The 14,895-nt window shown below is 70.2% G+C and carries 14 protein-coding genes; 13 read left to right on the top strand and 1 reads right to left on the bottom strand.

What is annotated here, in order from left to right:
- The first annotated feature begins 7 nt into the window (after positions 1-7).
- From ACZ4N4_RS45820 to ACZ4N4_RS45805, 4 genes are all read left to right on the top strand, one after another.
- On the top strand, positions 8-478 hold the full coding sequence (locus tag ACZ4N4_RS45820) for a hypothetical protein (RefSeq protein WP_467600705.1): 471 nt from the start codon (positions 8-10) through the stop codon (positions 476-478).
- A gap of 888 nt (positions 479-1,366) precedes the next feature.
- Entirely contained in the window at positions 1,367-1,972 is a 606-nt protein-coding gene (locus tag ACZ4N4_RS45815) for a hypothetical protein (RefSeq protein ID WP_467600702.1), read from the top strand.
- Between the two features lie 3 nt (positions 1,973-1,975).
- Positions 1,976-3,091 carry an MAB_1171c family putative transporter gene (locus ACZ4N4_RS45810; RefSeq protein ID WP_467600699.1) on the top strand — a complete coding sequence of 372 codons (1,116 nt, stop codon included), beginning with the start codon at positions 1,976-1,978 and terminating at the stop codon, positions 3,089-3,091.
- A gap of 28 nt (positions 3,092-3,119) precedes the next feature.
- Positions 3,120-4,322 carry an amidohydrolase family protein gene (locus tag ACZ4N4_RS45805; protein ID WP_467600696.1) on the top strand — a complete coding sequence of 401 codons (1,203 nt, stop codon included), beginning with the start codon at positions 3,120-3,122 and terminating at the stop codon, positions 4,320-4,322.
- Between the two features lie 40 nt (positions 4,323-4,362).
- On the opposite strand, the gene ACZ4N4_RS45800 is transcribed toward ACZ4N4_RS45805, so the two are convergent.
- The gene (locus ACZ4N4_RS45800) at positions 4,363-5,268 is read right to left on the bottom strand and encodes a helix-turn-helix domain-containing protein (RefSeq protein ID WP_467600693.1); all 906 of its coding nucleotides are present in this window, start codon (positions 5,266-5,268) and stop codon (positions 4,363-4,365) included.
- Between the two features lie 815 nt (positions 5,269-6,083).
- On the opposite strand from ACZ4N4_RS45800, the gene ACZ4N4_RS45795 reads away from it, so the two are divergent.
- From ACZ4N4_RS45795 to ACZ4N4_RS45755, 9 genes are all read left to right on the top strand, one after another.
- On the top strand, positions 6,084-6,989 hold the full coding sequence (locus ACZ4N4_RS45795) for a helix-turn-helix domain-containing protein (protein ID WP_467600690.1): 906 nt from the start codon (positions 6,084-6,086) through the stop codon (positions 6,987-6,989).
- Positions 6,990-6,991: 2 nt separating this feature from the next.
- A complete protein-coding gene (locus ACZ4N4_RS45790) occupies positions 6,992-7,696 on the top strand; it encodes a zinc finger domain-containing protein (protein WP_467600687.1) in 705 nt (234 codons plus the stop codon).
- 154 nt (positions 7,697-7,850) lie between these two features.
- Complete coding sequence (locus tag ACZ4N4_RS45785; RefSeq protein ID WP_467600684.1) at positions 7,851-8,492, top strand: WhiB family transcriptional regulator; 642 nt, start codon at positions 7,851-7,853, stop codon at positions 8,490-8,492.
- Entirely contained in the window at positions 8,489-10,084 is a 1,596-nt protein-coding gene (locus tag ACZ4N4_RS45780) for a hypothetical protein (RefSeq protein WP_467600681.1), read from the top strand. The genes ACZ4N4_RS45785 and ACZ4N4_RS45780 overlap by 4 nt, the downstream gene beginning before the upstream one ends.
- The gene (locus ACZ4N4_RS45775) at positions 10,081-10,272 is read left to right on the top strand and encodes a hypothetical protein (protein ID WP_467600679.1); all 192 of its coding nucleotides are present in this window, start codon (positions 10,081-10,083) and stop codon (positions 10,270-10,272) included. The genes ACZ4N4_RS45780 and ACZ4N4_RS45775 overlap by 4 nt, the downstream gene beginning before the upstream one ends.
- Before the next feature lie 522 nt (positions 10,273-10,794).
- Entirely contained in the window at positions 10,795-11,211 is a 417-nt protein-coding gene (locus ACZ4N4_RS45770; RefSeq protein WP_467600732.1) for a plasmid mobilization protein, read from the top strand.
- Positions 11,208-12,947, top strand: coding sequence for a relaxase/mobilization nuclease domain-containing protein (locus ACZ4N4_RS45765; RefSeq protein ID WP_467600676.1), 1,740 nt, complete (start codon positions 11,208-11,210; stop codon positions 12,945-12,947). Before ACZ4N4_RS45770 ends, ACZ4N4_RS45765 begins: the two co-directional genes overlap by 4 nt.
- A 392-nt stretch (positions 12,948-13,339) precedes the next feature.
- Entirely contained in the window at positions 13,340-13,828 is a 489-nt protein-coding gene (locus ACZ4N4_RS45760; RefSeq protein ID WP_467600673.1) for a hypothetical protein, read from the top strand.
- Between the two features lie 78 nt (positions 13,829-13,906).
- Positions 13,907-14,602: a hypothetical protein gene (locus ACZ4N4_RS45755; protein WP_467600670.1), complete on the top strand. Its 696-nt coding sequence runs from the start codon at positions 13,907-13,909 to the stop codon at positions 14,600-14,602.
- Positions 14,603-14,895 lie beyond the last annotated feature (293 nt).

The following is a 14,895-nucleotide window of genomic DNA, read 5'->3' as shown; positions in this document are numbered from 1 at the left end:
CTGCCCCATGCCGTGGATAACGCTGGCCAGCGCCGTCGTCGGCGCCCTGATCGCGACTGCCTCCGCCGCCCTGCTCGACCGCACTCGATGGCGCCGGGACAAAGACGAGCGCCTGCTTGCTGCACGCCGCATCCTGTACAGCGAGTACCTTGTCAGCCTTTCCCAGGCCCGCAACGCCTTCCGCAGCCTCGCCCGGACCGATGACCTGGGTCCGGGCGAGCGGGAGCACGCCGCCCGCGACAGCTTCGCACCGTGTTACGGCCTGCGGTACCAGATGGCAGTCACGGCCACGCCGGACGTCTTCGCAGCCTCCGAGCACGCCTTCCGCCGCCTCCGGGATGTACGTGACCTCGCCGCGGCCGGCACCCGCGCGGACGACGGAGCCTACGCCCACGGCCGCACCGAATACGAGGCTGCTCTCGGCCGGCTAGTCGACACCATGCGCCTTGGCCTGGGAGCCGACCGGTCACCCGTCTAGGACATCTCGACCCGGCTTGCCCCAGCCGCCCCGGAGGTAACTCGCCGCCCGAACGCCACCCATGTGACCCGTGCGCCCGTTACCCCTGACCATATTCGCGATCGAGAAACGTCAGAGCGATCACACCGATCCGTGCGGACGCGTCACCATCTCCACACCATGACCAGATAAAGCGACTAAAAATGGACATACTTTCGCTCGCCAAGTCACCCAGAGAGCGCGCCAGAATGGCTAAAAATATCACCACCGCGCAACCGGCATGGCGATACACCGTCCAGCACATGCCACACGGAGGTGACACCCACACATCCACACTTTCCCCATCGACGACCGACGCCAACTTGGCACTTATTACCGCTATACCCGATTACTCCTCCCATGAAGATCTCGAAAAGATAACAGAAGTGCGTGCCTGCGGGAGGAGTGTGACCGCTATGAACACAAGACGAAGCGCCAGGTCACACTCATGATCGTTAAAACGGTAAGTCGATTTGACACTTTTACACACCCCGGTCAACACCCCGCGTTGGCTACCGACGGGTACTTTCTAGCCTTGATCTCGAACGGGTTTCACGTAAGGTCCGAGTGGCCCCTGGGGACCTCATCGAAGGATTCCTAGCGGGATGATTGCTGTTCGCTCTAGTGACCAAAGACGTACGGGGTGGAGCTTCCGTGTCCGCGTGACCCGCTCACGAAGACGGACACGGACACTTCCTCCGGTGCCGGCCACGGCTCTGTGATCGCCCTCGTCCGTACCGCCGGGGTGCCAGACAACGTTGACCCGTGGTGGCTGGGACATGGCTCGGAGCGCGAGCTATGTCCCAGTCGGTACGAAGGGATTGCTCAATGTCTCCCGGAGGAAGCCGCCGTGGCGACCCGGAATCTGCGGTGCCGGCGAGAGCTCGGGTGAGCCTGCGCCGGCTGGGACGGTGGCGTACGGCTGAACGGCGCACTGTCGAACGCGACCTCCACCGTCGGCTGCGGCAAGAGCTACGCAGCCTGGGCGTCGTCCCGCCGCTGGACGTGGACAACCTGGTCAAGGCGCTCAGCGAACGGCGGGGCCGGCCCATGGTCCTGCGCCCCTGGGCGCTGGAGAAGCCGGGGCCCTCGGGGCTGTGGATCGATTACCCGCAAATGGACGTGATCCTCTACCAGGAGGAGACGACCCGGCTGCACCAGCGGCAGATCATCCTCCACGAGGTCCTCCACGTCCTCGTCGCCGAGTGGGGCGAGGGCAAGGAGAACGCTCAAGAGGTACCTGCGGAGGAGTTCGTCGAGTCCTGGTCCGATCTCGTTCCTGGCCTAGATCCCACGCTGATCCGGCGGGTGGCTGCGCGCTGCTCGTACGACGACGCGGAAGAGTGCTCGGTCGAGCTGGCGGCCACCATCATCCTGGAGTGGTCCTCGGTGGTCGACGCGCTCCCGGCGCTGTCGGAGGATCCACGCGTGCGGCGGGTGCAAGCTGCTCTGGGCGACCGGCGAGGATGGTTGTAGACCGTGGCCAAGTACCTTCTGCTGATCATCGCGGGTGCCGTCGTGTGGCGGCTCTACCTGTGGTGGCGTGCACCGCACGATGCTCCGACCCGGTCAGTGGCGCTCGCTTTGCTGAGCATGGGTCTGTCGTACCCGGTGGCCATGCCGGGCGGCGCTCACGGCATCGACACCCTGGCCGGCCACGGGATGGCACGGCTCGTCCAGAATCTGCTTCTGCTGCTGGCCATGTACTTCCTGATGTGCTTCTACCTGTACTCGGCCGACGGGTCGGCCGCGCACAGCCGCGCCCGGCGCGAGGGCGTGGTCATGGTCCTAGTCGCGGTGGCGATCACCGTGGCGGCGGTGAGCGTGCCACATCAGGAGCTGGGCGCGCCGTACGCCACGGTGGACATGACCGTGCTGCCGATCTTCGTGTTCTACACCGTCGCCGGCATGTACATGATGTACGCGGTCGCAGCGGCGGGGTGGTGGTCGGCCCGCTACGCCCGCCTGTCCGGCCGACCGTACGCCACCGGCTTGTGGATGACGGCGATCGGCCTGGGCGGGATGGCGTTGGCCTGCGCGATCCGCGCCGTCTTCGTCACCATCCGGTGGACCGGCGGTCTCGTGCCGATCCGGATCAACACCTACGTGTCGGTGCTGCTGGTGGTATCCAGCCTGGCTTTCGCTGCGGGCGTCACCTATTCCGTGGCCCGCGCGAGGATCACCGCCACGAAGCTGTGGCTGCGCCGGCGGCGGGATCACCGTCGGCTGGCCCCGCTGTGGCAGCTGCTCATCGAGGTCTATCCGGAGAACGAACTGCGTCCCGCCTCACAGGGGATGTGGGACCGGTGGCGGTCGCGTGGCGTGCATCGCCGGTACCACCGGCGGATCGTGGAGTGCCGTGACGGACTGGTGGATATCAGCCCTTACGTGGTGCACGAGTGGGAAGGTATCAACGTGCTGGACCTCGGGCCGGGGCAATTGGCCGAGCGTCTGCGGACCGCGGCCGACATGGTCAAGCAGGGTGTCCCGGCTCCCGGGCCGGCGGTCGCGCTGGCGGTACCGAGGGGGGACAGCACGGACGCGGACGTCCGCCAGCTGCTTGCGGTGTCGGAGAACCTCCGTCGGGCCGCGTGACCTGGGCAGAGCAAGGAGACGAGAGCACATGCTGATTACGGCCGGCCGGGTCCTGACCGGTTCCGGAACGTACCTTGAGGACGGTGCCGTCCTCGTCGAGGGCGATTCGATCGCCGACGTGGGCCCGCGCACGCGGCTCGCCGGTCGCGCGGGGTCGGACGGGGTGCACCTCGCGTTTCCCGACGCGACCGTCGTGCCAGGGCTCATCGACGCCCACGTCCACCTGGTGTTCGACGGCAGCGCCGATCCGCTGGCCGCGCTCCGCGAGTCGGACGACGAGGCCCTTCTCACGGGCATGCGCCGGCGCGCAGAACAGCTTGTCTCCAGCGGCGTCACGACCGTCCGGGACCTGGGTGATCGCAACCACCTGGCCCTGCGACTGAACGAGGAGATCGAACAGCGGCGCACACGGGGACCGCGGATCGTATCGGCGGGCACGCCGTTGACGGTGCCCGGCGGGCACTGCCACTTTCTGGGAGGCGAGGTCTCCGGCGAGACGGCGGTCCGTAACCTGGTAGGGCGCAACCTGGTGGCCGGCGCCCGCGTGATCAAGGTCATGGCGAGCGGGGGCGGTCTTACCAAGGACGGGCCGAAGAGCTGGCAGCCCCAGTTCTCCGCGGGCGAGCTGCGGGCACTGGTGGACGAGGCCCACCAGGCCGGGGTGCCGGTGGCCGCGCACGCCCACAGCGCGGCCGGTATCGCGGCGGCCGTGGACGCCGGTGTGGACACCATCGAACACTGCACCTGGATGACGGAGGACGGGTTCGCCCTGCGCCAAGAGGTCCTCAAAAAGATCGTCGAGCGGGGTATCGCGGTCTGCCCGGCCGTCAGCCCGCACTGGCAAATGGCAGCTCGCATCTTCGGCGAGGACCGCACGAAGGTCCTGTTCGGGCAGGTCCGGGAGATGGCCGAGGCCGGTGTGCGTCTGATCGCCGGAACGGACGCCGGGGTGCAGCGCACCGGGTTCGACGGCACGCTGGCCGGCGCGCTCGGCTTCTACGCGCACCTGGGCATGCCCAACGACCAGGTCCTCGACATGGCGACCGCCGACGCCGCCGACGCTCTCGGAATCGGCGGGTCGACCGGCCGCATCACGCCGGGACTCAGCGCGGACCTGCTGGTCGTCGACGGCGACCCACTGACCGACCTGAGCGTGCTCAAGGAAATCCGCGCCGTCGTCGCCGCAGGGCAGGTGCACGATCTGGGCTCGCGGCCCCAGCAGCAGTCGTAGCCCGTTTCCGGCCTGCACCCTCGCGGGGGTGCAGGCCGCACTACGCGGAGCCGCCCTCCTGCTCCGCCATCTCCGCCGCCAGCTGGTTGATCAGCGCCATCGTCTTGGGCGGTAGGCCCCGCCCGCCCAGGCCACGGGCCCTCACCCGGCCCACAGCGCCCCGCCTCGCGCCGGCCAGCAGCTGCAGACCTTCATAAACCTGGGCAGCCACGGCCTCGTCCGGTTCGAAGTACATCCGCGACACACCGAAGACGGCGGCCAGCGCGTCCAGGACCACCGGCGCCGCCGCGTCCGTGACACCGGTCCGCAGATCCTCGAAGTCCTTCTCCGTGATGACCGCTGCGCCCGCGTGGGCGTTGACCGCGGCCGCCATCTCCGCGTCCGAGGGCGGCCCCTGCGGGCCCGGGTAGGAGCGCTGCAAGATCAGGGTGATTTTTTCGCTGAGGGCTTCCGGCGGCCCACCCGATTCCGCAGCCGTGGCTTCCTGGGTGCCGGGCTCCCGCCCTGTGCCGTTCTTCCTCGCCTCTGCGGCAGCGAAGGAACGATCCTCCGCCCGGCGCAGCTCCGTCTCACTGACGCCGTACTTCGCAGCCAGGACGGGGATGTACTTGGCCTGGAGCCGGCGCTCCCCACGCTCAGCTGCCGCGACAGGGCTGGCGCTCTTGGTGCCGATCACCGCTGCCGTCTCGTACTGGTAGATGCCGGCATCACAGCGGAGATCGGCGAGATCAGGCAGTCCGGTACGGGGAAACAGCTCATCTAGATCGCTTCCGAGAGCCGCGGCGTAGGCGGCCAGCTTCTCCGGGTCGGGTGAGGTGTGGCCAGCCTCCCAGTTCGCCACTGCGGAGTCGGTCGTACCCAGCTCTGCCGCCACCTCGCTCTGGTGGCGGTCAGCAGCACGCCGCACACGGCGGGCAAGGACCCGGTCAAAACGGCGGGCAGGCATCTGACCTCGGATTCTCTCCAAAATGAAGCGGGCACATCGTGTTGACTTTCGCTTCTGCCAAGAATAGCTTCAGCTTAGCGATAACGAGGCAGTCCTGCACGTCAGCGGCCTGCCGATTCGCTCCCAGCCTCACCGGACGGCAGTAAGCCCCGCCCCGCGCCTGGCCTCCGCCTCCCTTCGCACACATCAGGAAGTCCGCACGATGTCGCAGCACCCCTTACGCCGGGCGGCGTGACGCACACCGTCCCACCAGCACCGCGCACGACGTCGGAGGTGCAGGTCGATCGGAAGCCTCGGTCAACGGCACGAGGCCGATCGCGGCAAAGGTGACTTTGTGCCCGCTTGGGGTCACGCCCTGCAACTACTACAGAGTTTTAGAACCAACTCTGGATCTTGTCGCGGCTCCGTGGCTATGTTCGTCGTCCCCTCGGGCAGCCCGCCCCGGGGGGCCACGAGTGGGAGGAAGCGCGGCTGGTCCCGAGCATTCCGAGCAGATCCGCATACAGCGACGGCGCCCGAGAGCGGCTACTCCCGGACGCCGGACGCATAGCGGCACGTACCGCTCCCAAGAGAGCCCGGCTAGGCCCGACGGGAACGGAGATTGCCCACCACCACGCTGAACCCTTTGCACGGGGCGCGTCAGCGTGGCAGCACTGCAAAGGGGATTTTTGCATGCCTCCTGCCCTGCGCGGAAGACCCAAGGGTCCGGCCTGCGCGACCACCATCCTCGTCCTGGCGACTCGCCGCTCCCACCCGCCGCACGGCACCCGCAAGGCGGCGAAGCGACAGCTGGCTCTCATGACCGGGGGCCGCCGATGAGTGTCGACGCCCGCGAGTGGGTGTGGGAGCACAGCTCCAGCCGGGGCACCGCCCGCCTGGTGATGCTGTCGATCGCCGACCGGGTCGCCGACGACACGTGCGTCGCCTGGGCCTCCATCACAAGTCTGGTCGAGCGCACGAACGCGTCCCGCACCGCTGTACGCGACGCGCTCACTGCCCTCGACAAGAGTGGGGAACTCAAGGTCCTCGGCCATCTGGAGGGCCCCCAGCGCACCACGGTCTACCGGCTGCCCCGCGCTGCCGCGTGGCAGGCCAAGGTCACAGCCACCAGGCGGACGGACCCAGAGGCGTATGTCGAGCCTCCGGAGGAATCCGACCCGGTCCCCGACCTGGACGAGGAGGCCCACAAGGGCCTGCGGCGGTACGGAATCTTCCCCAAGAAGGGTACGGATTCCGGGCCCCCGCACCGGAATCCGGCCGGTACGGAATCCGGCCCCTCCCGCCGGAATCCGACCCCTCGACGTGCCGGAATCCGTACACAGGACGGTGCGGGATCCGACCCCCAGAACCGTAGAGAACCGAAGGTGAACCGTAAGGGCAGCAGTAGTGGTGCTGCCGCCACCCCGGCCGGCGCATGGCAGGTCGACCCAGACAGCCACGCCTGGGCCCGCCAGCACGGACACCTCGACCGCCTCGGCGAGGAGGGCCTGCGAGCGGCCGACGCGAAGTGGCGAAGCCACCGCGCCGGATTCAGTCCCCGCACTGCGGGTGCCTGGGCGGCCGACTGGCGCTCCTGGATCGCCCGCGAACACGCCCCCACCCGCCCGGGCCTGTACGCCTTGCCCGGCAGCGGTCCCGCCCCGACCGGCGGCATGACCCGCGCCGAGGCCCACACCGCCGCACTTCTCGCCGCTCTCGACGAGCCGACCGGAACGGAGTAGCCATGGACCGCCGCGAAACTGCCGCCCTGCTGGCCTACATCGGCCGACTCGACCCCCGCACCACCCGCACCGACCAGGGCGAAGCGCGCGACCAGCTCGCCCAGTGGCACGAGCTGCTCGGCGACGTGCCGATGGCCACTCCGCACGGCTGGGACGCCCGCGTCGCCGCCCGCCAGCACATCCGCACCTCGCCCTACCAGATCCTGCCCGCGGACGTGGCCCGTCCCTGGGAGAGCTACCGGCGCGACCGCCTGGCCCGGCACTCCGATCCGACGCCGACGGCCGATCCGGACGACCAGGCCGCCTGGACCGCCGAGCTGGCCGGCATGCGCCGCGCCGTCGCCGCCGGCCTCGCGGAACCTGCACATGCCCGGGCGATCACCAGCGGTCGCGAGGGGACCGATCCGCGGCTGGAGGGGATGCTGCGGGAGGTCGGCTCCTGCATCCCGCCCGCTGCCCGAGCCGCCCTCGCGCCCTACAGGCCCGCCCGGGCAGCACGCGAGGCGGCCATCGTCCAGGGGCAGCCCGACGCTCTGAGCGTGCGCTGCGAGTGGTGCAAGGCCCAGCCCGGCGAGCCCTGCCGTCGCCGGCGGATCGGCCCCGACGAGGGGGTCCGCGCAACCGCCCCGCGCGCCACCCCGCACCCCGGCCGACTCGACCTTGCCGCCGCCCAGCAGGACAAGGTCCAGCAGCCCGCCATGACCTGACCGGCGTGAAAGGCCGGTGCACCCCGCTTGGTGCACCACCACACCGCCCTTCCGCCTCGGCTGCGGCGCCCCCGTGCGCCGCAGCCGGTACCCGACGCCGCATCCCAGCCGGAGACCCCTGACCGGCCGGCGCGGCAGCACATCGGAGACCCGCTTGCGCCACATCACCACCAACGACACGCCAGCCACCGGCCTGCGCGGCATCGCAGACACCAGCTGGCACACCCGCGGGGCATGCCACGGCATGGACATCGAGGACGCCGACGCGGTGTTCTTCCCGCTCCCCCGGGACCACGAAGCCATCGCCGAGGCAAAGGAGCTGTGCGGCTGGTGCCCAGTACGCAGCGACTGCCTCAACTTCGCCCTGGAGAACGTCCTCAAGGAGGGCATCTGGGGCGGCCTCACCGAAGACGAGCGGCGCCCCTGGCACGACGGACTGCCCAAGCGCCTCGACTACCGGCGCGTGACCGCCTTCTTCCAGGGACGCGACGTACACCTGACCGAGGCCGAACGGCAGGTCGTCATCGACCACGCCTACGTACGCGGCTGGCGCCCCGACCGGCTCGCCGCCGCCCTGCGGATCAGCCACAAGCACGCCCGTGACCTGCTCCGGCAGGCCGCCAACAAGGTCTTCGACCGCGACCGCACCTACGGCGTGCCGCGCCCCAAGAAGAAGCGGAAGAAGCCCACCCCAGCAAAGGGCAGCCCCACGCCCGCCGCGCACGGAACCCGGCAGCCGACTGTCCGCCCGGCTGCGTCGAGCCCGGCGCACGCCCCTCTCGGAAAGGCCGCATGACCCACCCCGTCCTGGCCCTCAGCGCCGCTCCGGACCTCACGCTCCTCCTTGCCGCCGCCGTACCCGCCGTCCTCGCGCTCGTGCTGACCGCCTGGACCTTCCGGCGCCGGGGAACCCGCCCGCGGAAACGTCCCGGCGGCCCCGCGGTCAAGGTCGCCGCCGTTGCCGCCCTGGGCTGCACCGCTTACAGCGCTGACACCTCGTGGCGCTTCGCGGCCGACTACCTCGACATGGCCGGCACCGCCGAGCGGGCCGGCATGTTCGCCGCAGCCGAACTCGCCCTGTTCGCGACCGCGCTGATGGCCCGGCAGACCCTGGCCGCCCAAGGCGCCCCCGGCGTGCCGGGCACGCTGGTCTGGGTGATCACCGGGGTGCAGGTGATCCCCGCCTACGCCGAGAGCGGTCCCATCGGCGGGACGGTCCGGGCCTTCGTAGGGCCGGTCATGGCGGCGATGCTGTGGCACCTCGCGATGGGGATCGAACTGCGCCTTCGCACCCCGGGCGCCGCCTCCAACGGACTGATCGCCGTCCTGGGCCGGGAGGCACGCGAACGGCTCCTGTCCCGACTCGGCATCGCCGCGCGAGACCGCAACGCCGCGCAGATCACCCGGGACCGGGCCACCGCCCGGGCGGTCGCGCTCGCCGCCCGCCTCGCCGAGCGCACGCCCGAGCAGCAGCGGAACCGACGCGGCCGACGACTCACCCGGCGCCTGTCGAAGGCGGTCGGCAGAGCCTCGGTGGGCACCGACCCCCTCCAGCGCGCGCAGCTACTCGACCAACTCGCCGCACGTCGGCACGCCCTCGCGCTCGCCACGGTCCCACTTCCGTCTCCCTGGTCCCCGACGTACAGCACCTCAACGGCCGCCACGGTCCCCGCGCAGCCGACGTCGAATGCGCCGGTCCCCGTCCACGGTCCCCACGGTCCCGGCGAACCGGACCCGGACCAGGGACCGGGTGACCTTCGGGGACCGGTCCCCGAGATCGCGGACTCAAAAGCATCGGCAGACGCGGGGACCGAAGGTCACGAAACGGGGACCGCCGCGGGGACCATGGCCACAGAAGCTTGCCCGGTCCCGGGGACCGGTCCCGCCAAGACGGAGGCTGCGACGGGGGACGCGGCGGACGCGCGGACCGGCGGCAGCGCGCGAGAAGTCCCTGCTCAGGGCGCTGATTCGCGTCGGGGACCGAGCGCCGCCGATTCGGGGACCGACGCCACCGGGGACCGGGGACCGACCGACACCGAATCGGGGACCGACACCACCGGGGACCGGGGACACAAGGTCCCCCTCCGCCGGAAGACAACCACGAAGACCAGGACGAATAACAAGGGGAAGCGCGGCAGGCCCCGCACCCCGCAGACACAGCGCCCGCCCCGGGAACTGGAGCAGTCGGTGGACCAGCTCGTCCAGCAGGTCCGCCCCCACGTACCCGCCCTGCTCGAACGGGACGGCAACGAAGCAGTCACCCGTGTGCAGCTGCGGGAGATCCTCCGCCGCGAGGGCCTGAAGGGCGGCCGGAACGACCGGCTAAGCCTCGTCCTGCAGGAACTGCGCAGCGGCGGTACCACGACGAGAAGGAACACCACCCGATGAAGACCTGCCACCAGTTCGACACCGTCCGCGCGGAGTACGAGCGGGAGATCGGCTTCCTGGTCGCCCACTCCCAGCGGCACAAGGACAGGCCCGCGGCAAAGTCAAGCGCGAAGACCGCCGCCTCGGCGAAGCAGCGGATGGCCCGGGCGCTCAGCAGCCACGTCAGCCGCTGCCCGGAATGCGGCTGACCCGGCAAAACCTCGGCTCAACCGCCCTCATCGCAACCGGTGGCCCGGCTCTGTGCTGGGCCACCCACCCCGTTCCAGGAGACACGCCGTGATACCGCGTCCCCCTCGCCCGTCCAAGCCAACAGCTGCCGAGGCCAGCGCCTGGACACACGTCCTGGTCCGCCGGCGCCTCCTGCACGCCGCCGTCCTCACGCCGACCGGCCAGTGGCTTGTGCAGGACCACCCCGATGGACCCGTCCACCTCCTTCGAGGGCCAGCCGACGTCCTCGCACTGGCCGCGACCTTCCAGCACCTAACCCGCTCCACGAGGCCCGAAACCCGATGACGAATGCGCCAAAGACCGGCACTACCCCGGAACCTGCTCCTGACTCCAACTCGGTCTCCGGGCGAGCAAGATGGAGGTTCGGACACTCCCCCGAGGGGGCAGCGTCCGAACCCGTCCTCGCCCCTGGGGTGGCGGGGCCCGACTGGCACCAGGGGGCGCCCGTCGGGAAGGCTGCGACCGAGGGCGGATCGCGGCCAATAGCCGCCCGCAAGGGGCGGCCGAAGGGGCGGTCGCGTCCGCGCGACAAGAAGCAGCGTCGCGCGCACAGCGTGCGCCTCAACCCGTCCGAACTCGCTTTGATCCAGGCCGGAGCAGACACCACCGGTATGAGCGTGGCGGGGTTCCTCGCCTACGCCGGGCTAGCCATGGCCCGCGACCAGTCCCGTACCGCCGCCGCCATCGCCACCGAACGCGACGTGCTCACCGAACTGTTCACGATGAGGCGTCAGCTCGGCTGGGCCGGCAGCAACCTCAATCAAGCTGCCAAGGTGCTCAACTCCGGCGGTGACGTTCCCCATCTGACCCAGGTGATGGCCGACGTCCACCGAGCGGCCGAGGCGGTGCGGAAAGCTGCAGACAAGGTGGCCAACCGACAGACAGACGAGGCGAGTTGATTCCACAGATTCACAAGCAGGGCAGCCACACCCTGGGCCTGCTGTACTACCTCTACGGCAAGGGAACCCATGAGGAACACGTCGATCCGCATCTCGTCGCCTCCTTCGACGGCATGTCACCTGACCCCGGACGCGACAAGGCAGCCACCAAGAAGGATCTCGGGCAGCTGCTCGACCAGCCGCTCCATCTCCTCACCTCGGACCAGCGCCCCGACAAGCACGTGTGGCACTGCTCGGTGCGCGCCGCGCCCGACGATCCGATCCTGACGGACGATCAGTGGGCGGACATCGTGCGTCGCATCGTCGCCGCCACAGGGATCGACCCGGGCGACGGCGCGGGCTGCCGCTGGGCCGCCGTGCGGCACGCCGATGACCACATCCACATCGTTGCCACCCTCGTGCGCGAAGACGGCCGACGCCCCGACCATCACCGATCCGGTAAGCGAGCGCAGGCCGAAGCCCGGCTCATCGAGAAGGAACTCGGCCTCCACCAAGTCGCACCCGGCGACGGCACCGCCGCGCAGCGGCCCACCAGCGCCGAACGGCACAAGGCCGAACGTCAGGGCCGCGAGCGCACCGCCCGCGAGGAATTGCGCGAAACCGTACGGCGGGCGGTGGCCGGCGCGAGGAGCGACGAGGAGTTCTTCGACCGGCTCGCCGCCGCCGGCCTCCTGATCCGCAAGCGCGCCGCGCCCTCCGGCGACCTGCTCGGATACAAGGTCGCCCTGCCCGACGACCTCAACAAGGACGGCGAGCCGGTGTTCTACCCCGGCGCGCGCCTGGCCCCTGACCTTTCGCTGCCCCGCATCCGCGAGCGCTGGTCCGGCGACGCGCAGGATGTCCCTGCGGCCCGGCCGGAGGAAGCGATCCGTACAGGGCCTGGCAGCCCGGCCGCCGCGCGCCGCAGCACGGCCTCGGCCGTGTGGCAGGCTGTACTCGTCGTCGAGCACGGCGAGGACGCGGTCGCCGCCGCCCACATCGCAGCGGCCGGCGAGGTCCTGGATGCCCTCGCGAAGACGTCCGCCGCCCACACCCGCCGCGAACTACAAGCTGCTGCAACGGCTTTCGAACGGGCCTCGCGCTCTCATGTCCGCGCCATGCGCGGGCACGATCGAGCTCTGCGGCAGGCCGCCCGCGACCTCGTCCAGGGCGGCCCGGCTCTCGGCCGCGGTGAGGACGGCGCCACCACGGCCATGGCGATCGACATGCTGTTCTTCCTCATCACCGCCACCGCCCACTGGCACGCCAGGAAGGGACACGCCCAGCAGGCCGAGGCCGCCACCCGGGCCGCCACCCACCTGCGCACCGCCTACCATGCCGCCGCCGCCCAGCCCATCGGCGTGCTCTACCAGCGCGGTCGACGCGTGACCCGGCCGATGCTCCAGCGGCAGACCGTGCTCCTGCGCGAGGCGCTGCCGGAGCAGGCCGAGCAGATTCTCGCCGAATCCGGCTGGTACGCCCTGGCCGCGAGCATCGCGGAAGCCGAAGCCGCCGGCCACGACCCGGCCGCCCTCCTGTCCGACGTTGCTGCACGGCGCGAACTCGGCACGGCGGACTCCGTCAGCGACGTGCTCGTGTGGCGGATGCGACGGGCCGCCGGCCTGCCCGCCGACGCCTCCCACCTGCCCGAGACCAGCGCCGCAAGAAGCCGATCCGCAGCACGTGGGACGACCGCCAGGCCCTCCGCGCCCGGAAGGCGGCGCAGCAGCGACGAGGCGTCGCGTAAACCCCTGTGAGCCCGTCGAGTGCCGCCGTGCGGCCTGAGCGCATCACCGTGCGAAGGGATCACCACCGCTCCCCCACGCTCCACAGCATGATCGTGCGCCACATCGGACCTCGGCGGCGAACCAGATCCGATGCGGAGGCTGTAGGCATCGGTACACCCCCAGGACAGACGAGCACGGCGCAGGCTGGGTGCGTCAAGCCAGGAGCCGTCCACGAGTTGAGCGCCCGGAGAGAAAACGAGGGGTGGTCGGGCACATCGTGGCACCGCCGTCTCGCCACGGAGCCAACTGCCTTCTCCAACTCGTTATCCGGACAGCCACGACGCCCGAATATCCCAGCTGACCTGAGCGAAAGCGACTGTGGACCTTGTGAATTGAAACTGCCGGGGGCGTGGGGCACGATCATGAAACGCGCAGGACGAGGTGCCGAGATCGAGGAGGACACCAGGGTGTTTCACCGGATACGCCGCCAGGCCAAGGAGCCGAGCGAAGCTCAGAGGCAGTTCGCCGAGCTTCACACACGGCTGCAGGGCCAGATCCCGCCCGGCTTCGGAGTGCCGGCGCCCGAGCCAGAGCCCGCCGAGCCGGCCGCCGTCATGGACGACTTCCTCCCGCCCGAGTTGCGCGTGCCGAGCCACGACCAGGTTGACGGCAAGATGATGCCCTGGAAGCAGCCCCTCGTCCTCGACGGTGAGATGGCCGCCTGCGACGAGTGCGGCGCGTACCGGGACTGGCTCATCCTCTCCACTCATGGCGAGATCTGGCTGCGCTGCCGGGCAGGCCACCAGCAGCGGGCGACCCGCATCGACACCGCCTGGTACAACCGGCACTCCGGACCGGCGGACGCGACGCACGCCACGTTCGAGGACTGCCTGCGCCACCTCGGGCACTGACCACCACTCCTACGACCCCACCGGGCCCACGGGCCCGCACTGACCACCCGTCACCTAGCACCAAGGGGTCAGTTCCTCATGCGCGTTCGCGTCGCCACTACCGCCCTCGGCATCACCGCCGCCCTCCTCGCCCTGCCCGCCTGCTCCACCGACACCACCGGGGACCAGCACAGGCCCCCCTCCGTCACCCGGACAGGAAAGCCGTCCAACGGCGTCCGGGAGACGGCCGCCCTCTCCTCGGCCGCGCTCAAGTCCCGCCTGCTCGACCAGAGGGACCTCGGCAGCGGCTACCTGCCCAAGCCACAGCGTCCGGCCCAGCACGACGATGTCACCGCCATCGGCTGCCCGGCCCTGAGCGAACTGGGCGGCAACGCGGCGACCGCCGGCACCATCGCCTTCCCCCACAAGGCGAAGGCGGACTTCACCTACGGCGGCAGCTCCTCCGAGATTTCCGAGGAGCTGTACAGCGACAGCGCGAAGAGGCTGTCCGACGGTGTCGCCCGGATCTTCGGCGCCATGACCGGATGCCCGACCTATCAGGTCGTCGCGGGCGGCACGCCGGTCGACGTAGCCTCGCAAAAGCTGTCCGCGCCCCGCGCGCTCGGTGCCGAGCAGTGGAGCCAGCTTCTGACGTTCACCGCGGCAGGACAGAGTACCGTGGTCAAGCAGACCGCGATCCGCGACGGCAGCCTGCTGCTGATCGTCTCCGGCTCCCCGGCCCTCGTGGACCGCCACCTCGGCAAGGCCCTCGCCAAGGCCACGGCAGTCAGCTGACCGATACCCCACACACTGATGCCCCCGGCCGAGGCGGTCGGGGGCATCAGTGCTGTACGACTGGCTCCGCTGCACGATTCGGCGAGCTCTCAGCGGGATGTGATCCACCGGCGAGCGAACTCCCCGCCGTCGTGACAAAGGCTGTGACGGCGGCAGCCACGAGCCAGGGCGAGATGCGTTAGACGACGACGTGCACTCCACTGAGTCATTCCCGGTAAGCGGTGGTTGCTCGCTGTGATCGCGAGGCTGGTGATGTGGCCCGCGGCATCCCCAAGTCCGGGCAGGAGTAAGGC

The organism is Streptomyces sp. NPDC026538 (assembly GCF_055567535.1).
Note: the sequence above shows the minus strand (reverse complement) of the source record. Positions and strands in the feature narration are given on the sequence as shown.